This is a genomic window from Cupriavidus sp. 22TCCZM01-5 (assembly GCF_057798915.1).
Genome location: NZ_JBYOJR010000008.1, coordinates 26613 through 53563, shown reverse-complemented (window position 1 = coordinate 53563; position 26951 = coordinate 26613). Strand labels below are relative to the sequence as shown.

Here is a 26951-nt window from a genome sequence, read left to right as displayed (position 1 = left end):
TATGGCACATGCTGGCACGCTCGAGATCGCGCACCTGCACAAGCAATACGATGTGAAAGGCCAGGCGCTGCCTGTGCTCGAAGATGTCACGCTGACCATCGCCCCGGGCGAGTTCGTCAGCATCGTCGGCGCCAGCGGCTGCGGCAAGTCCACCCTGCTTCGGCTGGTGGTAGGGCTCGAAGAAGACTACCGCGGCGAGATCCTGCTCGACGGCCGGCGCGTGGCGGGCACCAGCCTGCAGCGCGGCATCGTGTTCCAGGAACACCGGTTGTTCCCGTGGCTGACGGTCGAACAGAACATCCGGCTGTCCTTGCTGAATACGCCCGGAACCGAAGCCGAGAAGAGCCGCAACGTGCGCGAGCATATCGCGCTGGTCGGGCTGGCGGGCTTCGAGCAGGCATATCCGCACCAGCTTTCCGGCGGCATGTCGCAGCGCGTGGCGATTGCCCGCGCACTGGTGACGCGCCCCGACATCCTGCTGCTGGACGAGCCGTTCGGCGCGCTCGACGCGCTCACGCGCGCCTACCTGCAGCAGGAACTGCACCGCATCTGGCAGGCCGAGGGCATCACCATGATCCTGGTGACCCATGACGTCGAGGAAGCCGTCTACCTCGGCGACCGCGTGGTGGTGATGGAACCGCGCCCCGGCCGCATCCGCCGCATCGTGCCGGTGGACCTGCCGCATCCGCGCGAACGCGCGTCCCTGCCCTTTGCGCGCGTGCGCGACGGCGTACTGCGCGAGTTCACCGGGCGCCTGGCCGAGCTGGCCGAGCCGCCGCTGCACGCCCCGGCACGCGCGGCCGATGCCATCGACCGCCTGCCCCCAACTTTCCAGTTTGCTGTCTGACCCAACCGTCGCCACCCGGAGACCGACCATGACCCAAACGCAAGCCAAGCAGGACCCGCAGACCGAACCGGCACAACTCGACATCCATCCCGTGGCCGGGCGCCTTGGCGCCGAAATACGCGGCGTGGCGCTGCGGGGCGACCTGCCCGCGGCCACCTTTGCCGCCATCCGCGCCGCACTGCTGCGCTACAAGGTGCTGTTCTTCCGCGACCAGGGCCATCTCGACGACGCGTCGCAGGAAGCCTTCGCCCGGCTGTTCGGCGACCTCGTGCCGCATCCGACGGTGCCCTCGCGCGAGGGCACGCGCAATGTGCTCGAGCTCGATTCGGAGCATGGCGGACGCGCCAATTCCTGGCACACCGACGTGACTTTCGACCTGGCCTACCCGCAGGTCTCGGTGCTGCGCGGGGTGACGATTCCCGAGGCGGGCGGCGACACGGTCTGGGCAAACACCGCGGCCGCCTACCAGGACCTGCCCGACGCGCTGCGCGAGCTGGCCGACAAGCTGCGGGCACTGCATACCAACGACTACGACTACGCGGCGACGCGCGCCAACCCCGATGCCGGCGGCGTCAGGCGCTACCGCGAAGTGTTCACGTCGGCCATCTACGAGACCGAGCACCCGGTGGTCCGCGTACACCCGGAAACCGGCGAGCGCACGCTGGTGCTCGGTCATTTCGTCAAGAAGCTGCTCGGCTACTCTTCCGTGGACTCCGCGCACCTCGTTGCGGTACTGCAGGGGCACGTGCACCGCCTCGAGAACACGGTGCGCTGGCGCTGGCGCACCGGCGACGTGGCCATCTGGGACAACCGCGCCACGCAGCACTATGCGATCAACGACTACGGCGAGGCGCGGCGCGTGGTACGGCGCGTGACCATCGCCGGCGACGTGCCGGTCGGCGTGGACGGCCGCCCCAGCGTGGCGGTCAAGTCCGGCGTGCGGCGCGACGCCGCGGAGCCGGCCAACCAGGCTGCAGCGGAAGCGGCAACCCGGGCGGCCTGAGCGGAGCCGGAACCGTTCCCGGCGGCGCTGGCCGCGCATAAGCAAATGCAATATGGTTCGTAGCCGCGCATGGCCCCGGGCACCATGCGCGGCTACCATGCCCAGGCCCGGCGCACCGTACGTTGCGGCTTCACCCGGCATCTACCTCACGCATGCCGGTCCAGCACCCGACCCATAACAACCCGATCATGAGACTTGAAACCATTGCCGTCCACGGCGGCTATTCGCCCGACCCGACCACGCGCGCTGTTGCGGTCCCGATCTACCAGACCGTCGCCTACTCGTTCGACAGCGCACAACATGGTGCGGACCTGTTCGACCTGAAGGTGCCCGGCAACATCTACAGCCGCATCATGAACCCGACCAACGACGTGCTGGAGCAGCGCCTGGCCGCGCTGGAGGGCGGCGTCGGCGCGCTGGCGCTGGCCTCGGGCATGGCGGCCATCACCTACGCCATCCAGACCATCGCGGAGGCCGGCGACAACATCGTCTCGTCCAGCCAGCTCTACGGCGGCACCTACAACCTGCTCGCGCACACGCTGCCGCAGTCGGGCATCGAGACGCGCTTTGCCGACGGCCGCAACCCGGCGAGCTTCGGCGACCTGATCGACGAGCGCACCAAGGCCGTGTTCGTGGAATCAGTGGGCAATCCGCTTGGCAATGTGGTCGACATCGAAGCCATTGCGCGCGTGGCGCACAACCACGGCGTGCCGCTGATCGTCGACAACACCGTGCCGTCGCCGTACCTGTGCCGGCCGTTCGAGCACGGCGCGGACATCGTGGTGCATTCGCTGACCAAGTACCTGGGCGGCCACGGCAACAGCGTGGGCGGCGCCATCGTCGACAGCGGCAAGTTCCCGTGGGCCAGGCACAAGGAACGCTTCAGGCGCCTGAACGAACCCGACGTGTCCTACCACGGCGTGGTCTACACTGAAGCGCTGGGCCCGGCTGCCTACATCGGCCGCGCACGCGTGGTGCCGCTGCGCAATACCGGCGCGGCGCTGTCGCCCTTCAACGCGTTCCTGATCCTGCAGGGCATTGAAACCCTTGCGCTGCGCCTGGACCGCATTACCGAAAACGCGCTGGCCATCGCCAGGCACTTGCAGAAGCATCCCAAGGTCGATTGGGTCAACTTCGCCGGCCTGCCCGAACACACTGACCACGCGCTCGTGCAGAAGTACCTGGGCGGCCGCGGCCCCGGCATCCTGTCGTTCGGCCTGAAGGCCGGCGGGCGTGAAGGCGGCGCACGTTTCCTCGACGCACTGCAGCTGTTCACGCGCCTGGTCAACATCGGCGACGCCAAGTCGCTGGCCACGCATCCGGCTTCCACCACGCACCGCCAGCTCAACGCCGACGAGCTCAAGGCCGCGGGCGTGAGCGAGGACATGGTGCGCCTGTCCATCGGCATCGAGCACATCGATGACCTGATCGAGGACCTCGACCGCGCGCTGGCTTCCGCCTGAGCGCCGCCGTGCCCATATGTGCTTCCAGCATATGGGCATGACGAATTACTCGTTCCCTCATTGTCTGCCCCTCCCTACAATGGCCCGACCATGCAGCTGAACGCTGCGCCATTCCGAAAACCACAGGGGAGCTTTGATGAAGATCGGCAAGGGGATCCGGCTGTTCGCAGCCGTGCTGGCAGTTGGCGTGATGCAGGCGGCGGGCGCTGCCGATCCGGACAAGAAGGAAATCCGCTTTGGCGCGACGGCCGGCCCGTACGCCGACCAGATCCGCTACGGCGTGAAGCCGGTGCTGGAAAAGCGCGGCTACAAGGTCACCATCGTCGAGTTCAGCGACTACGTGCAGCCGAACCTGGCCCTGGCCGATGGCGCGATCGATGCCAACGCGTTCCAGCACGTGGCCTACCTGAAGAAGTTCTCGGCCGACCGCAAGCTGCAGCTGTCCGAAGTCGTCCAGGTGCCGACCGCGCCGATCGGCATCTACAGCAACAAGCACAAGGCCCTGACGGAAGTGAAGGCCGGCGCCACGGTGTCGCTGCCCAACGACCCGACCAACCTCGCGCGCGCCATCACCATCCTGCAGCAGATCGGCTGGGTCACGCTCAAGCCGGGCACCGACAGCATCCGCGCGTCGGAGCGCGACATCGACAGCAACCCGCACAAGCTCAAGCTGATCCAGCTCGAAGCGGCGCAGCTGCCGCGCTCGCTCGATGACGTGGACTATGCCTTCGTCAACGGCAACTTCGCGCTGGCCGCGGGGCTGAAGCTGACCTCGGCGCTGGCGCTCGAGAAGATTCCCGACTACTACATGAACCTGGTGGCGGTGAAGACGGCCGATCTCAACAAGCCGTTCGTGAAGGACATTCGCGAGGCCTACCAGTCGGCCGAGTTCAAGGCCGTGGCACAGCAGCGCTTCGCGGGCTTCGTGCCGCCGGCTTACCAGAAGTAGGCGGCCGCGCTGATCCGCTGATCGCAGCCAGCACTGAAAGGCTCCCACCGGGAGCCTTTCTTGCTTTCGATGCCAGGGTTGCGAGGCGGCCACGCTTCTGCGCCCCGAGTAACACAAACGCCGCTTTCCGTTCCCCGTACGCGCGCCCATGCCCTAAACTCAAAGCAACCCGACCCGGTCCTGCCGTTCCACAAGGATGCGCGGGATCCCTGACACGCACATCGGAGGCCTCCCACATGGGCACGGTTGCGAGCTTTGACATCGGCTACACACGGTACCTGGACCTGCCGGGCGCATCCCCGGTTTCTTCTTCCCCTCTCCCGCCATTCGCCACCGATCCGGACGCGCTGCTGCCGCTGTACCGCGCGATGGTGCTGACCCGCCAGTTCGACCTCAAGGCCATTGCGCTGCAGCGCACCGGCAAGATCGGCACGTTCGCCTCGGCGCTCGGGCAGGAAGCGGTCGGCGTAGGGGTGGCCAGCGCGATGCGGCCCGAGGACGTCCTGGTGCCCTCGTACCGCGAACATGCCGCGCAGTTTGTGCGCGGCGTCACCATGACCGAGAGCCTGCTGTACTGGGGTGGCGACGAACGCGGCAGCGGATTTGCGGCAGCGCCGCATGACTTCGGCAACAACGTGCCGATCGGCACGCAGGTATCCCATGCCGCAGGCGTGGCCTATGCGTTCCTGCTGCGCAAGGAGCCACGCGTCGCGGTCTGCATGCTCGGCGATGGCGGCACCTCGAAGGGCGACTTCTACGAGGGCATGAACATGGCCGGTGCCTGGCATGCGCCGCTGGTCATCGTCGTGAGCAACAACCAGTGGGCCATCTCCATGCCGCGCAGCCGCCAGACGGCCGCGCACACGCTCGCGCAGAAAGCGATCGCGGCGGGCATTCCGGGCGAACAGATCGACGGCAACGACGTGGTCGCCGTGCGGCACCGCGTGGGCGAGGCCATCGAGCGTGCCCGCGCCGGCGAGGGGCCGGCGCTGATCGAGGCCGTCACCTACCGGCTTGGCGACCACACCACGGCCGACGATGCGTCGCGCTACCGCGACGAGTCGACCGTCAAGGCGCACTGGCAGGCCGAGCCGCTGCTCCGGCTGCGCGAGCACCTGCTGAAGCTCGGCGCATGGGACGCGGGCCGCGAAGAGGCGCTGGTGCGCGAGTGCTCGCAGCAAGTGGCAAAAGCCGTCGAAGCCTACCTGGCGCTGCCGCCGCCGGAACCGGAGGCGATGTTCGACTGCCTGTTCGCCACCATGCCGGCGGCGCTGCAGGAACAGCTGGCGACAGCGCGGCGCTACGCCGCGCCGCATGGCCAGCCCAACCCGAACTGAGCGAGCGCACCATGGCTGAAATCACGCTGGTCGAGGCCGTCAACCAGGCGCTGGGCTACGCGCTGGAACACGACCCCGACGTACTGCTGCTGGGCGAGGACATCGGCGTCAATGGCGGCGTGTTCCGCGCCACGGTCGGCCTGCAGGCCCGCTTCGGTCCGCTGCGCGTGCTGGACACCCCGCTGGCCGAGGCCGGCATTGTCGGCGCCGCGATCGGCATGGCGGCAATGGGGCTCAAGCCGGTGGCCGAGATCCAGTTCACGGGCTTCATCTATCCGGCCATCGACAACATCATCAACCACGCCGGGCGCATGCGGCACCGCACGCGCAACCGGCTGGGCTGCCCGCTGGTGGTGCGCTCGCCGTTCGGCGCGGGCATCCACGCGCCCGAGCATCATTCGGAAAGCCCCGAGGCCATGTTCGCCCACATCCCCGGCATTCGCGTCGTCATCCCGTCGTCGCCAGCGCGCGCCTATGGCCTGCTGCTGGCCGCGATCAACGACCCCGATCCGGTGATCTTCCTGGAACCGACGCGCCTGTACCGGCTGTTCCGCCAGGAAGTCGCCAATGACGGCGCGGCGTTGCCGCTCGACGCCTGCTTCACGCTGCGCGAAGGCAGCGATGTCACGCTGGTGAGCTGGGGCGCGATGGTGCAGGAAACGCTGGCCGCCGCGGACCAGCTTGCCGAAGAGGGCGTGTCCGCCGCCGTGATCGACGTGGCCACGCTCAAGCCGCTCGACATGCAGACCATCCTCGAATCGGTGGCGCGCACGAGCCGCTGCGTGATCGTGCACGAGGCGCCGCGCACCGCCGGCTTCGGCGCGGAGATCGCGGCGGGGCTGGCCGATGCCGGCCTGTACTCGCTGGCGGCGCCAGTGCAGCGCGTGACGGGATTCGACACCGTGGTGCCGCTGGCGCGGCTCGAGCATACCTACCTGCCCAGCGTGGCGCGCATTGTCGATGCCGTGCGCAAGGCGCTGGCCGGCTGACGATCCGGGGACGCAACCATGAGAGTGTTCAAGCTGCCCGATCTGGGCGAAGGCCTGCAGGAGGCCGAGATCGTGACCTGGCACGTCAAGGTCGGCGACACCGTGGCCGCCGACCAGCCGCTGCTGTCGGTGGAAACGGCCAAGGCGATCGTCGAGATTCCGTCGCCGTACGCCGGCACGGTCGGCAAGCTGTTCGCGCAGGCCGGCGACATCGTGCACCTGGGCGCGCCGCTCGCCGGCTTCGAGGGCGCCGGCGATGATGCCGATGCGGGCACCGTGGTCGGCGCGGTCAAGGTTGGCTCGCACGTGGTGGCCGAGTCGGCCACGCCGCTCGCACCCGGCGCGGGTGGCGCCGGCATCAAGGCCACGCCGGCGGTGCGCGCGCTCGCGCGTCGCCTGGGCGTGGACCTGGCGATGGCAAACCCGTCCGGCGCAGATGGCGTGGTCACGGCCGCGGACGTGGAGCGCGTCGCCTCGACGCTGGCCGAAACCGGCCCGGGCGAAGTGCTGCGCGGCGTGCGCCGCGCGATGGCGCAGAACATGGCGCGCGCGCAGAGCGAGGTCGCCGCCGCGACCGTGATGGACGACGCGGATATCCATGCCTGGCAGGGCACGCACGACGTCACCATCCGCCTGGTGCGGGCGCTGGTCGCCGGGTGCCGCGCGGAGCCGGGCCTCAATGCCTGGTACGAAGGCCAGACCGGCAAGCGCCACGTGATGCAGAAGATCGACGTGGGCATTGCCGCCGACCTGCCCGAAGGCCTGTTCGTGCCGGTCCTGCGCAATGTGGGCAACCGCGACGCCGCCGACCTGCGCCACGGCCTGGACCGCATGCGCGCCGATATCCGCGCGCGCACCATCGCGCCTGAAGAAATGCGGGGCAGCACCATCACGCTGTCCAACTTCGGCATGATCGCGGGCCGCTATGCCGCGCCGATCGTGGTGCCGCCGACCGTGGCGATCCTCGGCGCCGGCCACATCCGCGACGAGGTGGTGGCCGCCGGCGGCGTGCCGGCGGTGCATCGCGTGATACCGCTGAGCCTGACCTTCGACCACCGCGTGGTCACCGGCGGCGAGGCGGCGCGCTTCCTCGCGGCGGTGATCGCCGACCTGGCGCTGCCCGAATAGGCGCCTCGTCCGTCCGGTCCGCCCCGTCAGGCCAGGCGGATGTCGCCGTCGAACGTCGCGCTCAGCTTCAGCTTGCCGAGCTCCAGCGTCATCTTGACCGGCAGGATCTCGTTCCCGGCCAGCTCGCCACTGGCCAGCGCGGCCGCCACGGCCTGCTCGATCTCGCGCTGCGAACTGACCCCGACGGTCTTGAGGAACTTGCGGATGCTCATGTTGAAGGTTTCCTGGTCCATGGCGGTCTCCTGACTGGCGGTTCGCTTCGTCTTGATGGTACGTCTTGATAGTAGTGCAGGCCGGCGAAGGACTGGCGCATGGGTGCAAAACGCGCTACACAGGAGGCTGGCCCCTGCCCAGGAGAAGCGATGCCCGCGATCCATGACCACCGCGGTCCGACGTCCCGCTGGCTCTGCCGCCTCGCGTCCCTGCTGGCTGCAGGACTATTGATGGCCGGCTGCGCCAGCCTGCCGCCGCAGAATGGGCGCGTTGCCTCCTACGCGGTCACCGATACGTCCGGCACGCTGCTGGGCCGCACCATGGCGCCGAAGCTGTCCGCGCACCCGGGCCAGTCGGCCTTCTATCCGCTCGCCAGCGGTCCCGACGCGCTGGTCGCACGGCTGGCGCTGGCCAGGGCCGCGCAGCGCACGCTGGACGTGCAGTACTACATCTACGACGGCGACCTGACCGGCAAGACGCTGCTGGCCGACATCATCGCCGCGGCCGACCGCGGTGTGCGCGTGCGGTTGCTGCTAGATGACCTGCACATGTCCGGCCAGGACCGCACCCTCTCCGCGTTCGACGATCACCCGAATATCGAAGTGCGCCTGTTCAACCCGTTCACGGCGCGCAGCCTGCGCATGGCCGAGATGGCCCTCGACTACAGCCGGCTGAACCGCCGCATGCACAACAAGTCGATGACGGCCGACAACCAGCTCACCATCGTCGGCGGGCGCAATATCGGCGACGCGTATTTCTCCGCCGACAAGGGCTCTGACTTCACCGACCTGGACCTGCTGCTGGCAGGCCCGGTGGTGCCGGAGGTCTCGGCGGTCTTCGACGACTACTGGAACGGCGCCGCCGCGTACCCGGTCGGCGCGCTGGCCAAGCCGCCCGCGGACGCGGCCGCGCAGCTGCAGGCGGTGCGCGAATACCTCGACCAGCACGTGGCCGAAGCCCGCGGCGGCGAGTATTCGCAGGCCTTGCAGGCATCTGGACTGGCACAGGCCCTGGAAAGCGGCAAGCTCCCTGCGTACTGGGGCCACGCTACCGTCATCGCCGACAAGGCGGCGAAGGTCACGCTGCCGCCAGAGGATGATTCCAGCCATGCCATTCCGAAGCTGGCGAAGCTGCTTGGCAGCGCGCAGCAGGAACTGGCGCTGGTCTCGCCTTATTTCGTGCCCGACCGCAAGTCGGTCGACTGGCTTGCGCAGATGACGAAGCGCGGCGTGACGGTGCGCATCCTGACCAACTCCTTCTCCGCCACGGATGTCAGCGCCGTGCATGCGGGGTACTCGCCGTGGCGCAAGGACCTGCTCGAAGCCGGCGTGGAACTGTACGAGCTCAAGCCTTCGGCCTATGCTGAGATGGCGCGCGAAGGCAAGCACGCGCACCGCAGCATGATCAGCAAGAGCCGCGCGAGCCTGCATGCCAAGAGCTATATGGTCGACCGGCACCTGCTGTTCGTCGGTTCGCTCAACCTGGACCCACGCTCGGCCCGGCTCAATACCGAGATGGGCGTGGTGGTCGACAGCGCGCCGCTGTGCGCGGCGCTCGGCAAGGACCTGGACCAGGCCATGCTCGACATCGCCTACAAGGTCATGCTGGCCCCCGGCACCGACGGCAACGCCGCGCACCTGGAATGGGTGACGCGCGAGAACGGCCTGCTACGCACCTATGACAGCGAACCCGGCATGGGCGCGTGGCAGCATCTCGGGCAGGGACTGCTGCGAATGCTGCCGATCGAGGAGGAACTGTAGGCAGGCCGGGCGCATTGGCGCTGCATTGGCGCGGCATTGGCGCTACTTGGGTCCTGTATATAATGCGGTTCCGATCGCCGCCGCGCATCGCGACCGACTTCCATGGAATCCAAGACCGCCCGCCTCACCATCCTGATCGACCCGGTCAAGAAAAAGGCTTTCGAGACCCTGTGCGCATCGCAGGACCTGACGCCATCGCAAGTGGTGCGGCAACTCATTCGCGAATATCTCGCGCAGCACGGCATGGACTACGCTACCAAGGCAAAGCCCGCCGGCCGGAAGAAGGGCCCGGCCGACAAGGCCTGAGAACCGTCGTACCTGCGGCGCGATCCGCGCGCATTGCCCGGTCGCATCGGCCAGCGTTTCCTGGTAGTTCCTTCCCCAGTGCCGCCAGCACGCCGGCACGCATGAGCGTCTGGCGCACGCGCGCATTGGCTTTGCACAGCACCACCACCCCGCTGCGCCGCCAGAGCTTGCCGATCACCTTCTCCAGCTTCTGCAGGCCGGTCATGTCCCTGAACGGCACGCAGCGCAATCATCATTGGGGCACCTTTGTCGTCGGATGATCGGCAAGCACATCGGATGATAACGATGTGTTAATCCTCGACAATCACCGGCGACCCCCGCCCGGGGGTTGCGCGGTGATGCCGGAAAGTACACTGACGGGCTGTCGCGACAGGCAGTCAATTCCTATACTTGAGTGGCCCGCGCGGACCGGGGCGTGCACCAGCCGGCAACGCGCCGGCTTTCAGTGGACTGGCAAGCGGAGGACACGATGTTCAAGCACTTCCTGGTTCCCACGGACGGCTCGCCCCGTGCCGATGCAATGATTGCGCGCGCCATGACCTTCGCCGGACGCGTCGGCGCCCGCGTCACCGGCTTGCATGTGATTCCCCAGTACCACCTGATGACCTACCGGCTGACCAGCCTGCAGGACACGCGGGAGACATTCGCCGCGGAAGCGGCGCGCCATGCTGACGAATTCCTGGCCGCACTGAGCCGGGCAGCCACGCAGGCAGGCGTGCCGTGCGAAACGGTCACCGCCACGGACGACCACCCGTGGCAGGCCATCGTGCAGACGGCGCAGCAAAGAGATTGCGACCTGATCGTGATGTCATCGCACGGGCGGCGCGGCCTGCAGGCCATGCTGATCGGCAGCGAGACACACCGGGTCCTCACACACAGCGCGATTCCCGTGCTGGTGTTCCACTAGCCGCCCGCAAGGGCCTGGCAAGCGGGCAACGAGCCCACCCCACCTTCACCACAAGACCAAGGAGTTCGATCATGGCGATTCGAATAGGCGAAGAAGCCCCTGACTTCACCGCCGAGACCACGCAGGGCCCGATCCGCTTCCATGAATGGATCGGCGACAGCTGGGCCATCCTGTTCTCGCACCCGAAGGACTTCACGCCCGTGTGCACCACCGAACTCGGCTACATGGCCGGCCTCAAGCCCGAGTTCGACAAGCGCAATACGAAGATCATCGGCCTGAGCATCGACCCGGTCGGGGACCACGCTCGCTGGGCCAAGGATATCGAAGAGACGCAGGGCCATGCGGTGAACTATCCGATGATTGGCGACCCCGACCTGAAGGTGGCCAAGCTCTACGACATGATCCATCCGGAAGCCAGCGGCGGCCCGCGCACGGCTGTGGATAACGCGACCATCCGCTCGGTGTTCTGGATCGGGCCGGACAAGAAGATCAAGGCCATGCTGGCGTACCCGATGAGCGCCGGCCGCAATTTCGACGAAGTCCTGCGGCTGCTGGACTCGCTGCAGCTCAATGCGAAGCATACCGTGGCGACGCCGGTCAACTGGAAACCGGGCGACGACGTGATCATCCCGACTTCGGTCTCGGACGAAGACGCCCGGAAAAAGTATCCGAACGGCTTCAAGACGCTGAAGCCCTATCTCCGGGTGGTGGCCCAGCCAAAGTAGCAGGGTGAGGGCCGGGCGGCGGGGCCGTCCGACCCCCGGAAGTTTCGGGCGCCGCCTCATCCTTTGGTACGAGGCGGCCGAATCACCGGAAATCTATCCACAGGAACGGTGGATATCCGGCCTATTGACAACCGCAAAAGGCGCGCCGGGACTGGGAAACACTGGATTGCCTAAATTCTAGGCAACCGGCCGGCGTGGGGAAATGGTTGCGCCGCCGGCCATTCTGTGCCTGATGCGATACAGCGTGCGCGCTTAGTGCACCAGCACGGTGCGAATAGTATCGGCCAATTCCTTGGCAACAAACTTGGCGACGTAAGCGTTGGCGCCGACCTTGCGTACGTGTTCCTCGCTGGCCTCCCCGGAAAGAGATGAATGAATCACCACGGGGAGCGTTTTCAGGCGGCCGTCCGCCTTGATCTTGCGGGTCAGCGTGAAGCCATCCATCTCCGGCATTTCCAGATCGGTCAGCACGAGCGCCACCTCGTCATGGATGGAGCGGCCGTTGCTGGCCGCCTCCGCGGCCATGCTGTCGAGCAGATCCCAGGCTTCCTTGCCCGACTTGGTCATGACCACCGGCGCGCCGAGCGCCTTCAGGCTCTGTTCGATCAGCCCGCGTGCCAGTGCCGAATCATCGGCGGCAATGACCTTGGTGCCGGGAGGCAGGGTGAGCTGCGGGCCGACGGCATCCGGGACGACATCGGGCTGGCGCGACGGCAATACGTCGCGCAGGATCTGCTCGACGTCCAGCACCTGCACCAGGCGTGCCTGGTCCGTGCCGGCATCCAGCTTGGCGATACTGGTGACGTGGCCCGTGCGCACGGTGGCCTCGGCCGAATGCACCTGGTTCCACTCCAGCCGCACGATTTCCTCGACCGCCTCCACCGCAAACCCTTGCGTCGAACGCGCATATTCGGTCACCAGCAGGATGCCGAGGCCGTTGGCGGGCTTGCAGCCCACCAGGCGCGGCAGGTCGATGACCGGGATCACCTGGCCACGGATATCGGCCATGCCCAGGATCGACGGATCGGCGCCGACCACCGTGGTGACCGGCGGCATCACCAGGATTTCGCGAACCTTGAAGACGTTGATGCCGAACAGTTCGGACTGGCCTGAATGCTCGGCGTCGCCCAGCCGGAACAACAGCAGCTCGAACTGGTTGTTGTTGGTCAGGTTGGTGCGCTCGTCGATGTCCCTCATCGAACTGCTCATGTGATGCTCCCCTTGCATGCCGATTGGCCTTTGGTTGCCGCTGCGGTACAGGCGGTCTGCGGCCTGGCGGCAGGCGGACAGCAGACGCACGATGCCTGGATAACGGCAAGCAGGATCGGGGATTTAAGGCACGCCCCTGCGCCAGATCAAGGTGCGGGGCGCGGTGCAGGCAACGCGACGGCGGTTCAGCCGCCGGCGAGCGCCTGGAGGATGTGGATTTCGTCATCGTCGCGCAGCGGCGCGTCGAGCCTCATCCACTGCACGCGATTGACGAAGACGCGGATATACGGCCGCAGCTTGTCCTGCTCGTCGACGATGCGAAAGCGCATGCCGGGGAATTGCCGGTCAAGGTCCTCGAGCATCTGGCCGATGGTGCCGCCGCGCGCTTGCACCACCGATTGCTGGCCGGTGTAGGAAAGCAGTGGCGAGGCAATATGCACGCGCATGGCCCGGACCCCGGCTCAGGCTGGCCGCGCGGACTGCACCGCGTAGATATGCGGCAAATGGCTGGCGATGCACTGCCAGTGTTCTCCCTCGTCGGCACTGGCCCAGACCTCGCCGCCGGTGGTGCCGAAATACAGGCCCACGGGCGACTGCGCGTCGGCCGCCATGGCCTGGCGCTTGACCGTGAGCCAGGCCTGCCCGGCCGGCAAGCCGCGGTCCTGCCGTTGCCAGGATTCGCCGGCATCGCGCGTGACATAGACCGCGGGCTTGCCGCCGGGGCTCACGCGTGGCCAGACGTCGCTGCCATCCATCGGGAATACCCACACCGTGCGGGGATCGCGCCGGTGCGCAACGATCGGGAAACCGATGTCCCTGACCTCGCGCGGCATGGCGTCGCCGATGCGCTTCCAGGTTCCTTCGCGCCGGTCCATGCGGTAGATGCCGCAGTGGTTCTGCTGGTACAGGATGTCGGGCGCGGCCGGATGCTGCAGCACGCAGTGCGGATCGTGCCCGTATTCAACATTGGGGTCCGGCAGGAAATCGGCGGCACAGCCGCGGTTCAGCGGCTTCCAGTCGGCGCCGGCATCGGTGCTTTCGAATACGCCGCCGCTCGACATGCCGATGTAAAGGTGCTTCGGGTCGCGCGGATCCACCAGGATGGAATGCAGCTTGGGGCCGTCGGGCGTGCCATCCTGCTCGCCGCCGGTCCAGGTGCGCCGCATCGGGTGGTCGTTGAAGCCGGTCACGGAGTCCCAGCTTGCACCATGGTCAGTACTGCGGAACAGGCCCTGCGGCGATGTGCCGGCGTACCACGTGCCGGTCTCGCTCGCGTGTCCGGGCGTCAGCCAGAAGACATGGTCGACCACGCGTCCGGCCTCGCCTTCGGGCGCCTTGGCAAAGGCCGGCGGGCGGGTGGCTTCGGTCCAGTTCTGGCCGCCGTCGTCGGAACGGAATACGGTCGGGCCCAGATGGCCGGTGCGTGCAGCCATCAACATGCGCCGGGGCTCGCGCGGGTCCTGCACGATATGGTGGATGGTGTGTCCCAGGAATACCGGCCCGCGCAGCGCCCAGCTGCGCCGGGCCGCGTCGCTGGTCAGGAACCAGGCGCCCTTGATCGTGGCGACCAGCAGCATCGCCGGGCCGGAGTCGGGCGTCGGAATCGGGTGAGGGTCGGTTTGCGGCGCCGTGCTGGCAGTCATCATGGCTCCTGCGGAACTGCCCCGATGCGGGGCGCGTGCTTCCGAGTCTAGTGCATGTAGACAGTGTTCACAAATAGCTATCCGCTAGCGGAATCGACCGCCCAGCACCGCGCAGCCCGTGGAAGATCCTTGCGGTTAGACGCTGTTGAGGGCGGATCCTCGCTTTTTCGCGGCCGGAACTGGTCGGTCCTCACGATCCGCTGATGCTCTTCGGCGCTCGGAACCGTTCAGAGCCAGGTAATGGGCGCCGCAAGGCGGGCATTCTCGACATGCAGCATCCAGCCGCGCGCAAAGTAATCACTCACGCGTGCGGCCAGCGAGCGGCCGCTGCCTATGCGGGCGTACAAGGCCACATCGCGCGTCGCGTCAGCAGGCACAGCAGCCGGACGGCGGCTCGGAGATTGGCGATAAAGGGTATCGGCAAGCACTTGCATGAGAAGATTCCAGGCGGAGAAGGGGTTGGCAAAAAAGGGAATCAAGCCGCACTTACTTTATGCAGCAGCCAGCGCCTGGCTCGATTCGAGGGTTATCCCTAGTATAACGAAGCCACTCGCACGGCATACGGGTCATTACCTATAGGCCGCATTTGCCCCAAGTGATAATGGCAGACTGCCTCCGCCCGCCGTTGGCGTCACCCGCCGCCACGAAGACGGCAATTCATCACATCCACTATTCCCGTCCAGGCATACCGCGCATTTTGTCGGGGTTATGACGACTCTCCACGCGTCGCCTAGCCTTCAGCCTTGCCCAGATCGCGCCCATAGAAGGCAACAGACAGCAGGCACACCGATAAAACCGGCCGGACAACGAGCATTGCCACGGCCGATACCTAGAACCACGTGAGACAAAGCCTGTCCACGGCCTATCCGTCGGCCGCGGCAGCGCCCTGCAAGGAGACAGATCATCATGATCGAACAGCCCTATCCGTCAGTGACGGAAGTCGATTCCGCCCCCCCCGAAGTCAAGAACAAGCTCGACGCCTATTTCCAGATCACGGCGCGCGGCAGCACGCAGCGCCAGGAACTGGTGGCCGGCGTGACCACCTTCATGGCCATGGTCTACGCGGTCTTTGTCGTGCCGGGCATGCTCGGCAAGGCTGGCTTTGACACGAGTGCGGTGTTCGTGGCGGTGTGCCTGACCACGGCGTTCGGCTCGCTGCTGATGGGCGTGTGGGCCAAGCTGCCGATCGCCATTGGCTGCGCCATTTCACTGACAGCCTTCATGGCTTTCGGCCTGGTATTGGGACAGGGACTGTCGCCGGCCGTGGCGCTTGGCGCGGTATTCCTGATGGGCGTGGTGTTCACCGCGATTTCCGTCACCGGGGTGCGCTCCTGGATCCTGCGCAACCTGCCGGCCGGCGTGGCCCATGGCGCGGGGATCGGCATTGGCCTGTTCCTGTTGCTGATCGCGTCCAATGAGGTCGGCCTGGTGGTCAAGAACAGCGGCGCGGGCCTGCCTGTCACGCTGGGCAAGATCACCGCGTTTCCGGTGGTGATGTCGGTGCTGGGCCTGGCCGCCATCTTCGGCCTGGAGCGCCGCCGCGTGCCGGGGGGCATCCTGCTGGTGATCGTCGCCATCTCGGTGCTGGGCCTGATCTTCGACCCCGCCGTGAAGTTCACCGGCGTGTTCGCCCTGCCTTCGCTGAGCGCGCCCGGCCACCAGTCGCTGATCGGCGCCATGGATATCCGTGGCGCACTGTCCGCTGCCGTGCTGCCGAGCGTGCTGGCACTGGTGATGACTGCGGTGTTCGATGCCACCGGCACGATCCGCGCCGTGGCGGGCCAGGCTGGCCAGCTCGATGCCAGCGGCCATATCCGCAACGGCGGTCGTGCGCTGACCGCGGACTCGGTCAGCTCGATCTTCTCCGCCATGTTCGGCGGCGCCCCGGCCGCGGCCTATATCGAGTCCACCGTCGGCGTCGCCGCCGGCGCCAAGACCGGCCTGACCGCCGTGGTGGTCGGCCTGTTGTTCCTGGCCGTGATGTTCTTCTCGCCGCTGGCGGCCCTGGTGCCGTCGTACGCCACCGCGCCGGCACTGATGTACGTGGGTCTGCTGATGCTGTCGAGCGTCTCGCGCCTGCACATGGATGACCTGGTCGATGCGCTGTCGGGCCTGGTGTGCGCGGTGTTCATCGTGCTGACATGCAATATCGTCACCGGCATCATGCTCGGCTTCTGCACCCTGGTTGTCGGCCGCATCGTCTCCGGCGAATGGCGCAAGCTTAATGTCGGTACCGTGGCCATTGCCATTGCGCTGGCCGCGTTCTATGCCGGCGGCTGGGCAATCTGAAACAGGCGCTTCAATCGGATGGCCGCTGCCCCTGGCGCGGTTGTCCGAAGTGAATTCAACAATGTCTCCTCCACCGCCACACGGTGGATTTAGGCCCCGGGATTCCTGCTTTCCCGGGGCATTTTTTTATTGCACGCTGGCCACGCGGAAATTTCTCCGTGCTTCGCGCCGGCAATGCTCCCATACGCGCAATCCAGCCATTCATCACCATGGCAACATGCGCCCGCCATTGTTCTGCTATCAACACCTCACTGAATCCGCATGCCTTATCGAGGCCGCCGCGCTCGCCCCGATTGAGTGCGATGTGCCGGCAATGTCCGTCCTGCCGGTCATGCACAGCCCCGCCGCACCGGGGAATGCCAGGGGAAGCCTGATGCCCGCTGCAAGGACATAACGGATTTCCACGCAAGCCGACTGGATAGCGGAATGCGATCGCGCATGCGCGACCGGCAAACTCGTTCCACACCTCTGGAGGAGAATCCATTTCCTGCCTTTAGCAATAGCCAAAGCCGCGAAACAAGGCAATGGCATTGCCCCGACAATCCCCGCGATTTCTCGCGACCGCCCTGTCTGTAACAATAGAGTCGTGCAAGCTGCGGGATATTTTGTAAAATATTTTTGTGTCCGCCGCAGCATGCCAATGTCATATCCGCAGGTAGTTTGCAGTACTATGCAGCGGTCAATTGCCGAAAAAGGGGAATATAAATGGCGACATACAAGCAACTCCTTGCAGAAAAAGAAGCGCTCGAAGCCAAGCTCAATGAAGTCAGGGCGACGGAAGTCGCCGGCGTAATCGACCAGATCCGCTCGCTGATGGCCGAATATGGCCTGACTGCAGACGACATCGCGCCGCGCCGCGGCCGTGGCCGGCCGGCCGGTTCGAGCATCAAGAAGGCGGAGCACGCTCCGCTGCCGCCGAAGTATATGGACCCGAAGACCGGCAAGACCTGGTCGGGTCGCGGCCGTGCCCCGGCATGGCTGGGCAAGCGCCCGGAACGTTTCCTGATCGAGTCGTAATCCCGCGCGGCCGCCCCGTCAGGGGCAGGCCCGGCCGGGCGCCGTCAGGACGCCTGGCACACGTATTCCTTCCTCAGCGCGCGGAAGCCCTGCTGCGTCGGTTCGGCCACCGGCCGTGCACCGCCTGACGGCAGCGGTTGCAGGCGCAGCACCTGGGCCGAGCACTGGCTCGCGGTTTCGTCACGCTTATAGCGGATTTCGTATTGCGCCCCCGGCGCGGGCACGAACGACACCCCCGCCGCGCAGCGCAGTTCCGGCAGGGGCGGCGCAGCGGTCGAACTCACGCCCACATAGATCCTCCGGCCCGCCTCCACCTGGCGCTCCCGCGTGCGCGCCGGCGGCTCGGGCGAGGTCCCGGCCATCTCGAGCCCACGGTCCCGCCCGATCGCCGAAAGCTGCTTGCCGGTCCCGGCCAGGACCAGCGGGCGGGCCGGGGCCGGGCATTTGGCGGGATCCACCACCGTGAAGGTGGTGTTGTCATCGGTATCCGTCATCAGGCGCACGCTGGCCACCGGAGCGCCGGACGGCACGCGGTACTGCGCCACGCAGCCGGCCGCCATGACGGCACCAGCCAGCATGGTCAGGATCGGTACTGCCGTCGGCCCGTGGTTTCGCATGGTGTCTGGAGGAAAGGGAATGCATGCCGGGTCGCCGAACGGCAAGCGGCAGGCCGGGGCGGATCGCCCAGCATACGCCCAAGCCGGAGGGCCCGTCGTTGGTAGAAACCCACGTTGAAAATCCGACAAGGATATCCACAGAATCTGTGGATATCCTCGCGCGTCTCCCCCGGAACGCCCAGTCTGTGCGCCAACGCACCGGACCGCCCATTTTTTAGGCATCCGGTTTGCGCCACGCTGCGGCCTTCGACCAGCGCACAGCCCTGCTCCGCGATGATCGCGCATTCTGGCGTCGCGTGGTGCAATGCAGCAATCAAACCTCCAGACCGCGCCACCAGTCCCAGCTGGCCACCGCCACCGAAAAATCCAGCCTGCAATCCGCAAGCACCCTAGCCCTTCGCCATCCACAGCCAGTCTGCCGTTGCCGTCATCTTCGGCATCCCGGGCGTCGCGAGCGAAGGCATTCCTAGCCGGGTCCCGTCAGCCTGCCTTCCCGTCGATCCTGGGCCGCGCCAGCCGCGGCGCGTAGACCACCGCGTAGATCACGAACCCGACCGCCCAGCAGCCGGCCCCACCGTATATCCAGTGCAGGTACCAGGCCGGCCACAGCAGCGGCCCGATGACGCGCAGTACGGCGGCCGCTGCCACCAGCCAGTAGGCCGCGGTCTCCGCACGCCCCGCCGCCAGCATCCGCCCTGTATGTCCCAGCGCCGTGCGCGTGACCATGGCGATGATCGCGCCACCAAGCACGCCAACCGTGAGCGCATGCGTGGCGATAGCCGGCATCACCAGCCCCAATCTGGCGGCGGCCTGCAGCACGAAGGCCAGCGGCAGCCACGCATAGGCCAGGTGCAGGGACCACTGCAGCGGCCGGTTTCCGACCGCGTAGCCGCGCCAGCCGGCCACGCGGATGCCGAGCGCCACGGCGGCCGGCAAGGACAGCACGGCCGACAGCCATCCCGGCAACGGCAACAGCCCGGCCAGCAGGCCCAGCACCGCGGCCGGCACCACCAGCCGGTCGACCTTCGGATACTGGCGCAGGCGGAAGCCGGGAACGGCGTTGGTCGTGAACATCGGGATCACGCGGCCGCCGATCACGATCACGAACAGCGTGATCAGCGCAACCCCGGCCTGGCAGGCGCGCAGTGCCGCGTCGGTGTGGCCTGCGGCCTGCAGCCCGAGGCTCGACGCATTGGCCAGCGCCAGCAGCCATAGCGCGAACGCCAGCGGATAGTTGCGGCGGTTGCCGCCCCTGACCAGCGTACGCGTGAATGCGAGCGCGGCGAGCGGCAGGAACGCGCAGTCGATCCACGCCGCCAGAGCGCCCGTACCGAACCACATGGCACCGCGCCCGGCCAGCCACAGCGCGAACAGGCAGGCCAGCGGCGCGCCGGTCGGCGTCGGTTGCCCGGTCCACGCGCGCCCGGCCGTGAACAGGAAGCCCACCACGATGGCCGCGGCAAAGCCGAACACCATCTCATGGGCGTGCCACAGCATCGGCGGCAAGGCGCCAGACGGCGCCATGCCCGCCATGCCGCCGAACATGGCCGCCCATACGGCCACGGCGATCGCCGCGAACACCGCGCCGCCCAGGTAGAACGGCCGGAAACCGAGCGCGAACAGAGCGAAACCGCGCGGTGGCGGACCGGCTTCCGGCGACTTGCGCGGGCCGCGAGCGGGCAGGATAGGGATGGTTTCCATGATGGGCGCGTGCGAGAAATTTGATCCTTGTCACGGGTTGATGCCGTGTCCAGGCGGGCTGCGACCACGATAGCACCCTGATGCCGCCGTCGTCCTCCGCCGATGGAACTAGCTCCACCAGCAGGTTCCGTGGCGTGGCGGCCTGTGCTCCCGGCGAATGGTCAGCCGTAACGCCCGTGCCTACTCTGGCGTCATCCCGTCAAAGTTGACACAGGAGCATGGCCATGGCCACCCCCACACGCGCGGCGCGAATGCCGGAGCCCGTCCCTCCCGGAGCATGGACGACGCTGGCATCGAGCACCTTCGCCTTCACCATCTGCTTCGCCGTCTGGATGCTGTTCGCCGTCCTCGGCATCCCGCTCAAGAAAGAGCTCGGACTCAACGAGACCGAGTTCGGCCTGCTGGCCGCCACGCCCGTGCTGAGCGGCTCGCTGATCCGCGTGCCGCTCGGCATCTGGACCGACCGCTACGGCGGCCGCGTCGTCTTCTTCGCGCTGATGCTGGCCACGGTCATCCCGATCTGGCTGATCTCGTACGCGCACACCCTGTGGCAGCTGCTCGTGCTGGGCCTGTTCGTGGGCCTGGCCGGCGGTTCGTTCTCGGTGGGCACGCCCTACGTCGCGCGCTGGTTCCCGCGTTCGCGCCAGGGGCTGGCCATGGGCATCTTCGGCGCCGGCAACTCGGGCGCCGCGCTGACCAAGTTCGTCGCGCCCGCGCTGATCCTGGCCGCGGGCACGTGGGAAATCGTGCCGCGCGTGTACTCGGTGGCGATGCTGGTGACGGCCGTCGTGTTCTGGATCGGATCGCGCAGCAATCCCGCCCACCGCGTATCGTCCAGCACCGGCTGGCGCGAGCAGTTCGCCATGTTGCGCGACCCGCGCGTGTGGCGCTACTCGCAGTACTACTCGGTCGTGTTCGGCGGCTATGTCGGCCTGTCGCTGTGGATGACCAAGTACTACATCGGCGAGTACGGCTTCGACATGAAGGTGGCCGCGTTCATGGCGGCGTGCTTCTCGCTGCCGGGCGGCGTGCTGCGCGCGATCGGCGGCTGGATCTCCGACCGCTACGGTGCGCACCGCACCACCTGGTGGGTGATGTGGGTGAGCTGGGTCGGCTTTTTCCTGCTGAGCTACCCGCAGACCGACTTCGTGATCCACACCACCACGGGCCCGCAGAGCTTCCGCATTGCGCTCACGCCGACGGTGTTCACCTTCCTGCTGTTCGTGGTCGGCATTGCGTTCGCCATCGGCAAGGCCTCGGTCTTCAAGTTCATCTCGAACGATTTCACGCACAACATCGGCGCCGTCTCCGGCGTGGTGGGCCTGGCCGGCGGGCTGGGCGGCTTCGTGCTGCCGATCCTGTTCGGCGCGCTGGCCGATCTCACCGGCGTGCGCAGCAGCTGCTTCATGCTGATGTACGGCACCGTGTGCGTCAGCCTGGTCTGGATGCACTACAGCCAGCGCGCCGAGCGCCGGCGCAAGGAACAAGCCGTCGGCCTCACGCAAGCGGCGTGACGCCTCCCCCTGACAACTCATTCCACTCAAGCACACTGTCATGTCCACCTCCGTACTAACGCGCTGGGAGCCTGAGAACACTTCGTTCTGGCAAGACACCGGCGAACGCATTGCTTACCGCAACCTGTGGATCTCGATCCCCGCACTGATGCTGGCCTTCGTGGTCTGGATGCTGTGGAGCGTGGTCGCGGTCAACCTCGACCGCGCCGGCTTCCAGTTCACCAAGAACCAGCTGTTCTGGCTGACCGCGCTGCCCGCGCTGTCCGGCGCCACGCTGCGCATCTTCTACTCGTTCCTGGTGCCGGTGTTCGGCGGCCGGCGCTTCACCGCGATCTCCACCGCGCTGCTGCTGATTCCCGCGCTCGGCATGGGCTTCGCGCTGCGCGACCCGTCCATGAGCTACCCGACGCTGCTCGCGCTCGCGCTACTGTGCGGGCTGGGCGGCGCCAACTTCAGCTCGTCGATGGCCAATATCAGCTTCTTCTTCCCGAAGGCGAAGAAGGGGCTGGCCACGGGCCTGAACGCGGGCATCGGCAACCTGGGCGTGTCGGTGGTGCAGTTCATCACCCCGCTCGTCGTATCGCTGGCAGTGTTTGGCACGCTCGGCGGAGATCCCCAGCAATACCAGGCAGGCGGCGCCACGCAGAGCCTCTGGCTGCAAAATGCAGGCTTCATCTGGGTGCCGTTCATCGTGGTGTCTTCGCTGGCCGCGTGGTTTGGCATGCATGACATCGCCGACGCCAAGGCTTCCTTTGCCGACCAGGCCATTATCTTCAAGCGCAAGCACAACTGGCTGATGTGCTGGCTGTACGTGGGCACGTTCGGCTCGTTCATCGGCTTCTCGGCCGGCCTGGCACTGCTGACCAAGTCGCAGTTCCCGGGTGTGAACCCGACCGCCTATGCCTTCCTGGGGCCCCTGGTCGGCGCGCTGACGCGCCCCGTGGGCGGCTGGATCTCCGACAAGCTCGGCGGCGCCCGCGTGACGCTGTGGACCTTCGTCGGCATGATCGTCGCGGTGTTCGCCGTGCTGGCCGCGCTGCCGCATGATGGCGCAGCAGGCAGCTTCCCGGCCTTCCTGGCCGCCTTCGTCGCGCTGTTCGCGCTGACCGGCATCGGCAACGGTTCGACCTTCCGCATGATCCCGGTGATCTTCCTCACGGAGCGCCAGCGCGCCGCCGCCGGCAAGGGCGACCTCGCGCAGAAGCAGGCGCTGCAGGAAGCCGGCAAGGAATCGGCCGCCGTGCTCGGCTTCTCCGGCGCGATCGGCGCCTATGGCGGCTTCTTCATCCCCAAGAGCTTCGGCACCTCGCTGGAGCTGACCGGCTCGGCCGACGCCGCGCTGTACTGCTTCATCGCCTTCTACGTGAGCTGCGTGCTGGTGACGTGGTGGTGCTACGCGCGCCGCAATGCGGCCATGCCCTGCTGATCCTGCCGGCCGGCCTAGTTCGACAGAACTAGGCCGGCCCCCGCCGACTAGCCCGAACGCACCGCGCGGCCTGTTCCACCAGCGAATTGGCGCGCACATGCCTCCCCCATAAGCTACGAGTGTCCCTGCAACGGCCGTGTGCCGCCAGCAGCTAGCATTCGCGGAGAACAAGAGATGAGTCACTTTCTGGATCGACTGAAGTTCATGTCGCGCGTCAAGTCCACGTACTCGGACGGGCACGGCGCGGTGGTGAATGAAGACCGCAAGTGGGAAGACGGCTACCGCAGCCGCTGGCAGCACGACAAGATCGTGCGCTCCACGCACGGCGTGAACTGCACGGGCTCGTGCTCGTGGAAGGTGTACGTGAAGAACGGCCTGATCACCTGGGAAACCCAGCAGACCGACTACCCGCGCACCCGCCCCGACCTGCCCAACCATGAGCCGCGCGGCTGCCCGCGCGGCGCCTCGTACAGCTGGTACGTCTATGCAGCGCAGCGCGTGAAGTACCCGATGATCCGCGGCCGCCTGATGGAGATGTGGCGCGAGGCCCGCAAGACCATGGACCCGATCGCCGCCTGGGAATCGATCAGCCAGGACCCCGAGAAGGCCAGGCGCTACAAGAGCGTGCGCGGCCAGGGCGGCTTCGTGCGCGCCGACTGGAACACCGCGACCGAGATCATCGCGGCCGCCAACGCTTTCACCGTCAAGAAGTTCGGCCCGGACCGCGTGATCGGCTTCTCGCCGATCCCGGCGATGTCGATGGTGTCCTACGCCGCCGGCGCGCGCTACCTGAGCCTGCTCGGCGGCGCCTGCCTGTCGTTCTATGACTGGTACTGCGACCTGCCGCCGGCGAGCCCGCAGATCTGGGGCGAGCAGACCGACGTGCCCGAGTCGGCCGACTGGTACAACTCCACCTACCTGATGGTGTGGGGCTCGAACGTACCGCAGACACGCACGCCGGATGCCCACTTCTACACCGAGGTCCGCTACAAGGGCACCAAGACCGTGGCCGTGTCTTCCGACTTCGGCGAGATGGTCAAGTTCGGCGACATCTGGCTTGCCCCGAAACAGGGTACCGACGCCGCGCTCGCCATGGCCATGGGCCATGTCGTGCTCAAGGAGTTCCACGTCAGCCGCAAGTCCGCCTACTTCCGCGACTACATCAAGCAGTACACCGACATGCCGATGCTGGTGCTGCTGCGCGACAACCACGGCACGCTGGTGCCCGACCACTTCCTGCGTGCCTCGCACCTGGCCGATAACCTCGGCGAAGCCAACCATCCGGACTGGAAGACCCTGCTGGTCGACGACATGACCGGCGATATCGTCGCGCCCAATGGTTCCATCGGCTTCCGCTGGGGCGAGGGCGCGCACAACGGCGGCGAGAAGGTCGGCCGCTGGAACCTGGAAATGAAGGACGGCGGCAGCGGCCGCAACATCGACCCACGCCTGTCGCTGCTGGGCAGCCATGATGAAGTGGCCGAAGTCGGCTTCGCGTACTTCGGCGGCGAGCACGACGCGCTGCTGCGCCGCCGCGTGCCGGCCCGCCGCGTGACGCTGGCCGACGGCACCACCGCGCTGGTTGCCACGGTGTATGACCTGCAGCTGGCCAACTACGGCGTCGACCAGGGCCTGGGCGGCCCGAACGTGGCCACGTCCTATGACGATGACGTGCCTTACACGCCCGCCTGGCAGGAGAAGCACACCTCGGTGCCGCCGACGCTGGTCATCCAGGTGGCGCGCGAGTTCGCCGACAACGCGGACCGCACGCAGGGCAAGAGCATGGTCATCGTCGGCGCGGCGCTGAACCACTGGTACCACAACGACATGATCTACCGCGGCATCATCAACCTGCTGATGATGTGCGGCTGCATCGGCAAGAGCGGCGGCGGCTGGGCCCATTATGTCGGCCAGGAAAAGCTGCGTCCGCAGTTCGGCTGGGCACCGCTTGCGTTCGGGCTGGACTGGTCGCGCCCGCCGCGCCAGATGAACGGCACCTCGTTCTTCTACAACCACACCAGCCAGTGGCGCCACGAGAAGCTCGGCGTCGACGAAATCCTGTCGCCGACCGCCGACCGGAACAAGTACGGCAAGCTGTCGCTGCTGGACCTGAACGCCAAGTCCGAACGCATGGGCTGGCTGCCGTCGGCGCCGCAGCTCGGTTCCAACCCGCTCGACGTGGTCGATGCGGCCGAGCGCGCCGGCAAGGACCCGGTTGCGTACACCGTCGAGCAACTGAAGTCCGGCAACCTGCAGTTCGCCTGCGACGACCCGGACAACCCCGCCAACTTCCCGCGCAATATGTTCGTGTGGCGCTCGAACATCCTGGGCAGCTCGGGAAAGGGTCACGAGTATTTCCTCAAGTACCTGCTCGGCACGCAGAACGCCGTGTTCGGCGACGAGGACGACGCCATCAAGCCGAGCGAAGTCAAGGTCCGCCCGGCCGCCGAAGGCAAGCTCGACCTGCTGACCGTGCTCGACTTCCGCATGAGCACCACCTGCCTGTACGGCGATATCGTGTTGCCCACGGCCACCTGGTACGAGAAGGACGACCTCAACACGTCCGACATGCACCCGTTCATCCACCCGCTGTCCGAAGCCGTGCAGCCGCTGTGGGAAAGCAAGACCGACTGGGAGATCTACAAGGCCATCGCGAAGACATTCAGCGAGATCGCCGGCCCTTACCTCGGCACGCGCAAGGACCTGGTCTGCACACCGCTGCTGCACGACACCCCGGGCGAACTCGGCCAGCCGTTCGAACCGAAGGACTGGAAGCACGGCGAGTGCGACCTGATCCCCGGCAGGACCGCGCCGTCGATGACCGTGGTCGAGCGCAACTACGCCGACATCTACAAGAAATTCACCTCGATCGGCCCGCTGCTCGACAAGATGGGCAACGGCGGCAAGGGCATCAACTGGGATACGAAGCACGAGGTCAAGGAGATCGGCGAACTCAGCAAGACGGTGACCGAGCACGGCGTGAGCCACGGCCGCCCGAAGCTGGAAACCGCGATCGACGCCGCCGAGATGATCCTGACCTTCGCGCCCGAGACCAACGGTCATGTCGCCGTGAAGGCGTGGGATGCGCTGTCGAAGATCACCGGCCGCGACCATACGCACCTGGCCGAGGGCCGCGAGCACGACAAGATCCGCTTCCGCGACGTGCAGGCGCAGCCGCGCAAGATCATCTCCGCGCCGACATGGTCGGGGCTGGAGTCGGAAGAAGTCAGCTACAACGCCGGCTATACCAACGTGCATGAGCTGATCCCCTGGCGCACGCTCACCGGCCGCCAGCAGTTCTGGCAGGACCACCGCTGGATGCTCGACTTTGGCGAAGGCTCGGCCGTGTACAAGCCGGCCATCGACACCAAAACGGTCAGCCCGATGCTCGGCAAGAAGCCGAACGGCAACCCGGAGCTGGTGCTGAACTGGATCACGCCGCACCAGAAGTGGGGCATCCACTCCACCTACTCGGACAATCTGCGCATGCTGACGCTGTCGCGCGGCGGCCCGCACGTATGGATCTCGGAAGTCGAGGCCAAGGCCAACGGCATCCGCGACAACGACTGGGTCGAAGTGTTCAACGTCAACGGCACGCTGACCGGCCGCGTGGTGGTGTCGCAGCGTGTGCCGCAGGGCATGTGCCTGATGTACCACGCCCAGGAAAAGATCGTGAACGTACCGGGTGCCGAAACCAGCCGCATGCGCGGTGGCATCCATAACTCGGTCACGCGTGCGGTGACCAAGCCCACGCACATGATCGGCGGCTACGCGCAGCTCGCCTACGGCTTCAACTACTACGGCACCGTCGGCAGCAACCGCGACGAGTTCGTGATCCTGCGCAAGATGAACAAGGTCGACTGGCTGGAAGGGCCGCTCGTGGAAACTGTGAAGGAAGGAGCCTGAGA

General features: G+C 66.8%; 24 protein-coding genes. 17 read left to right on the top strand and 7 right to left on the bottom strand.

Annotated elements, in window-relative coordinates; all coding sequences use genetic code 11:
- Position 1: 1 nt before the first annotated feature.
- The 7 genes from AC3FNH_RS10115 to AC3FNH_RS10085 all read left to right on the top strand — a co-directional run bounded on the left by AC3FNH_RS10115 (position 2) and on the right by AC3FNH_RS10085 (position 7716).
- Positions 2-847 (top strand): ABC transporter ATP-binding protein, encoded by an 846-nt coding sequence (locus AC3FNH_RS10115; RefSeq protein WP_276102316.1) that lies wholly within the window; start codon positions 2-4, stop codon positions 845-847.
- A gap of 28 nt (positions 848-875) precedes the next feature.
- A complete protein-coding gene (locus tag AC3FNH_RS10110; RefSeq protein WP_488719945.1) occupies positions 876-1850 on the top strand; it encodes a TauD/TfdA dioxygenase family protein in 975 nt (324 codons plus the stop codon).
- 188 nt (positions 1851-2038) lie between these two features.
- The gene (locus tag AC3FNH_RS10105; RefSeq protein WP_488719944.1) at positions 2039-3313 is read left to right on the top strand and encodes an O-acetylhomoserine aminocarboxypropyltransferase/cysteine synthase family protein; all 1275 of its coding nucleotides are present in this window, start codon (positions 2039-2041) and stop codon (positions 3311-3313) included.
- Between the two features lie 136 nt (positions 3314-3449).
- Positions 3450-4262 carry a MetQ/NlpA family ABC transporter substrate-binding protein gene (locus AC3FNH_RS10100; protein WP_488719943.1) on the top strand — a complete coding sequence of 271 codons (813 nt, stop codon included), beginning with the start codon at positions 3450-3452 and terminating at the stop codon, positions 4260-4262.
- Between the two features lie 236 nt (positions 4263-4498).
- Positions 4499-5599 (top strand): pyruvate dehydrogenase (acetyl-transferring) E1 component subunit alpha, encoded by a 1101-nt coding sequence (pdhA, locus tag AC3FNH_RS10095; RefSeq protein WP_488719942.1) that lies wholly within the window; start codon positions 4499-4501, stop codon positions 5597-5599.
- A gap of 11 nt (positions 5600-5610) precedes the next feature.
- Positions 5611-6588, top strand: coding sequence for an alpha-ketoacid dehydrogenase subunit beta (locus tag AC3FNH_RS10090; protein ID WP_276102321.1), 978 nt, complete (start codon positions 5611-5613; stop codon positions 6586-6588).
- A gap of 18 nt (positions 6589-6606) precedes the next feature.
- On the top strand, positions 6607-7716 hold the full coding sequence (locus AC3FNH_RS10085) for a dihydrolipoamide acetyltransferase family protein (protein WP_276102322.1): 1110 nt from the start codon (positions 6607-6609) through the stop codon (positions 7714-7716).
- A 26-nt stretch (positions 7717-7742) separates the two neighbouring features.
- Here the strand turns inward: AC3FNH_RS10085 and AC3FNH_RS10080 are convergent, their stop codons facing one another.
- Complete coding sequence (locus AC3FNH_RS10080) at positions 7743-7949, bottom strand: DUF6494 family protein (RefSeq protein ID WP_488719941.1); 207 nt, start codon at positions 7947-7949, stop codon at positions 7743-7745.
- A 129-nt stretch (positions 7950-8078) separates the two neighbouring features.
- Between AC3FNH_RS10080 and AC3FNH_RS10075 the strand changes: the two genes are divergently transcribed.
- The 5 genes from AC3FNH_RS10075 (at position 8079) to AC3FNH_RS10055 (ending at position 11627) form a co-directional block, all read left to right on the top strand.
- Positions 8079-9689: a phospholipase D family protein gene (locus AC3FNH_RS10075; protein WP_488719940.1), complete on the top strand. Its 1611-nt coding sequence runs from the start codon at positions 8079-8081 to the stop codon at positions 9687-9689.
- A gap of 102 nt (positions 9690-9791) precedes the next feature.
- The gene (locus AC3FNH_RS10070) at positions 9792-9995 is read left to right on the top strand and encodes a CopG family transcriptional regulator (protein ID WP_488719939.1); all 204 of its coding nucleotides are present in this window, start codon (positions 9792-9794) and stop codon (positions 9993-9995) included.
- Positions 9996-10096: 101 nt separating this feature from the next.
- Positions 10097-10255 (top strand): hypothetical protein, encoded by a 159-nt coding sequence (locus tag AC3FNH_RS10065; protein ID WP_488719938.1) that lies wholly within the window; start codon positions 10097-10099, stop codon positions 10253-10255.
- Positions 10256-10464: 209 nt separating this feature from the next.
- Positions 10465-10902, top strand: a complete 438-nt coding sequence (locus AC3FNH_RS10060) for a universal stress protein (RefSeq protein WP_276102327.1) — start codon at positions 10465-10467, stop codon at positions 10900-10902.
- A gap of 71 nt (positions 10903-10973) precedes the next feature.
- The gene (locus AC3FNH_RS10055) at positions 10974-11627 is read left to right on the top strand and encodes a peroxiredoxin (protein ID WP_276102328.1); all 654 of its coding nucleotides are present in this window, start codon (positions 10974-10976) and stop codon (positions 11625-11627) included.
- A gap of 252 nt (positions 11628-11879) precedes the next feature.
- On the opposite strand, the gene AC3FNH_RS10050 is transcribed toward AC3FNH_RS10055, so the two are convergent.
- From AC3FNH_RS10050 to AC3FNH_RS10035, 4 genes are all read right to left on the bottom strand, one after another.
- Entirely contained in the window at positions 11880-12836 is a 957-nt protein-coding gene (locus tag AC3FNH_RS10050; protein ID WP_488719937.1) for a chemotaxis protein, read from the bottom strand.
- Between the two features lie 185 nt (positions 12837-13021).
- A complete protein-coding gene (locus AC3FNH_RS10045) occupies positions 13022-13282 on the bottom strand; it encodes a MoaD/ThiS family protein (RefSeq protein WP_488719936.1) in 261 nt (86 codons plus the stop codon).
- A gap of 15 nt (positions 13283-13297) precedes the next feature.
- Positions 13298-14482, bottom strand: coding sequence for a WD40/YVTN/BNR-like repeat-containing protein (locus AC3FNH_RS10040; protein WP_488719935.1), 1185 nt, complete (start codon positions 14480-14482; stop codon positions 13298-13300).
- A 224-nt stretch (positions 14483-14706) separates the two neighbouring features.
- Positions 14707-14913, bottom strand: coding sequence for a hypothetical protein (locus AC3FNH_RS10035; RefSeq protein WP_488719934.1), 207 nt, complete (start codon positions 14911-14913; stop codon positions 14707-14709).
- 472 nt (positions 14914-15385) lie between these two features.
- Here AC3FNH_RS10035 and AC3FNH_RS10030 point away from each other — a divergent pair, with 472 nt between their 5' ends.
- Both AC3FNH_RS10030 and AC3FNH_RS10025 read left to right on the top strand, forming a co-directional pair.
- Complete coding sequence (locus AC3FNH_RS10030; protein WP_276102333.1) at positions 15386-16768, top strand: NCS2 family permease; 1383 nt, start codon at positions 15386-15388, stop codon at positions 16766-16768.
- 705 nt (positions 16769-17473) lie between these two features.
- Positions 17474-17785 (top strand): H-NS histone family protein, encoded by a 312-nt coding sequence (locus AC3FNH_RS10025; protein ID WP_276102334.1) that lies wholly within the window; start codon positions 17474-17476, stop codon positions 17783-17785.
- 44 nt (positions 17786-17829) lie between these two features.
- Here AC3FNH_RS10025 and AC3FNH_RS10020 read toward each other — a convergent pair whose 3' ends face one another.
- Positions 17830-18402 (bottom strand): hypothetical protein, encoded by a 573-nt coding sequence (locus AC3FNH_RS10020; protein ID WP_488719933.1) that lies wholly within the window; start codon positions 18400-18402, stop codon positions 17830-17832.
- A 480-nt stretch (positions 18403-18882) separates the two neighbouring features.
- Complete coding sequence (locus AC3FNH_RS10015; protein WP_488719932.1) at positions 18883-20103, bottom strand: NnrS family protein; 1221 nt, start codon at positions 20101-20103, stop codon at positions 18883-18885.
- 224 nt (positions 20104-20327) lie between these two features.
- Here AC3FNH_RS10015 and AC3FNH_RS10010 point away from each other — a divergent pair, with 224 nt between their 5' ends.
- From AC3FNH_RS10010 to AC3FNH_RS10000, 3 genes are all read left to right on the top strand, one after another.
- Positions 20328-21617, top strand: a complete 1290-nt coding sequence (locus tag AC3FNH_RS10010; protein ID WP_488719931.1) for an MFS transporter — start codon at positions 20328-20330, stop codon at positions 21615-21617.
- A 40-nt stretch (positions 21618-21657) separates the two neighbouring features.
- A complete protein-coding gene (locus tag AC3FNH_RS10005) occupies positions 21658-23043 on the top strand; it encodes a NarK family nitrate/nitrite MFS transporter (protein ID WP_488719930.1) in 1386 nt (461 codons plus the stop codon).
- Positions 23044-23217: 174 nt separating this feature from the next.
- Positions 23218-26949, top strand: a complete 3732-nt coding sequence (locus AC3FNH_RS10000) for a nitrate reductase subunit alpha (protein ID WP_488719929.1) — start codon at positions 23218-23220, stop codon at positions 26947-26949.
- Positions 26950-26951 lie beyond the last annotated feature (2 nt).

Coding starts and splice junctions, on each gene's coding strand:
- AC3FNH_RS10115 (WP_276102316.1), top strand. CDS start 2: ATGGCACATGCTGGCACGCTCGAGATCGCGCACCTGCACAAGCAATAC.
- AC3FNH_RS10110 (WP_488719945.1), top strand. CDS start 876: ATGACCCAAACGCAAGCCAAGCAGGACCCGCAGACCGAACCGGCACAA.
- AC3FNH_RS10105 (WP_488719944.1), top strand. CDS start 2,039: ATGAGACTTGAAACCATTGCCGTCCACGGCGGCTATTCGCCCGACCCG.
- AC3FNH_RS10100 (WP_488719943.1), top strand. CDS start 3,450: ATGAAGATCGGCAAGGGGATCCGGCTGTTCGCAGCCGTGCTGGCAGTT.
- pdhA (WP_488719942.1), top strand. CDS start 4,499: ATGGGCACGGTTGCGAGCTTTGACATCGGCTACACACGGTACCTGGAC.
- AC3FNH_RS10090 (WP_276102321.1), top strand. CDS start 5,611: ATGGCTGAAATCACGCTGGTCGAGGCCGTCAACCAGGCGCTGGGCTAC.
- AC3FNH_RS10085 (WP_276102322.1), top strand. CDS start 6,607: ATGAGAGTGTTCAAGCTGCCCGATCTGGGCGAAGGCCTGCAGGAGGCC.
- AC3FNH_RS10080 (WP_488719941.1), bottom strand. CDS start 7,949: ATGGACCAGGAAACCTTCAACATGAGCATCCGCAAGTTCCTCAAGACC.
- AC3FNH_RS10075 (WP_488719940.1), top strand. CDS start 8,079: ATGCCCGCGATCCATGACCACCGCGGTCCGACGTCCCGCTGGCTCTGC.
- AC3FNH_RS10070 (WP_488719939.1), top strand. CDS start 9,792: ATGGAATCCAAGACCGCCCGCCTCACCATCCTGATCGACCCGGTCAAG.
- AC3FNH_RS10065 (WP_488719938.1), top strand. CDS start 10,097: ATGAGCGTCTGGCGCACGCGCGCATTGGCTTTGCACAGCACCACCACC.
- AC3FNH_RS10060 (WP_276102327.1), top strand. CDS start 10,465: ATGTTCAAGCACTTCCTGGTTCCCACGGACGGCTCGCCCCGTGCCGAT.
- AC3FNH_RS10055 (WP_276102328.1), top strand. CDS start 10,974: ATGGCGATTCGAATAGGCGAAGAAGCCCCTGACTTCACCGCCGAGACC.
- AC3FNH_RS10050 (WP_488719937.1), bottom strand. CDS start 12,836: ATGAGCAGTTCGATGAGGGACATCGACGAGCGCACCAACCTGACCAAC.
- AC3FNH_RS10045 (WP_488719936.1), bottom strand. CDS start 13,282: ATGCGCGTGCATATTGCCTCGCCACTGCTTTCCTACACCGGCCAGCAA.
- AC3FNH_RS10040 (WP_488719935.1), bottom strand. CDS start 14,482: ATGATGACTGCCAGCACGGCGCCGCAAACCGACCCTCACCCGATTCCG.
- AC3FNH_RS10035 (WP_488719934.1), bottom strand. CDS start 14,913: ATGCAAGTGCTTGCCGATACCCTTTATCGCCAATCTCCGAGCCGCCGT.
- AC3FNH_RS10030 (WP_276102333.1), top strand. CDS start 15,386: ATGATCGAACAGCCCTATCCGTCAGTGACGGAAGTCGATTCCGCCCCC.
- AC3FNH_RS10025 (WP_276102334.1), top strand. CDS start 17,474: ATGGCGACATACAAGCAACTCCTTGCAGAAAAAGAAGCGCTCGAAGCC.
- AC3FNH_RS10020 (WP_488719933.1), bottom strand. CDS start 18,402: ATGCGAAACCACGGGCCGACGGCAGTACCGATCCTGACCATGCTGGCT.
- AC3FNH_RS10015 (WP_488719932.1), bottom strand. CDS start 20,103: ATGGAAACCATCCCTATCCTGCCCGCTCGCGGCCCGCGCAAGTCGCCG.
- AC3FNH_RS10010 (WP_488719931.1), top strand. CDS start 20,328: ATGGCCACCCCCACACGCGCGGCGCGAATGCCGGAGCCCGTCCCTCCC.
- AC3FNH_RS10005 (WP_488719930.1), top strand. CDS start 21,658: ATGTCCACCTCCGTACTAACGCGCTGGGAGCCTGAGAACACTTCGTTC.
- AC3FNH_RS10000 (WP_488719929.1), top strand. CDS start 23,218: ATGAGTCACTTTCTGGATCGACTGAAGTTCATGTCGCGCGTCAAGTCC.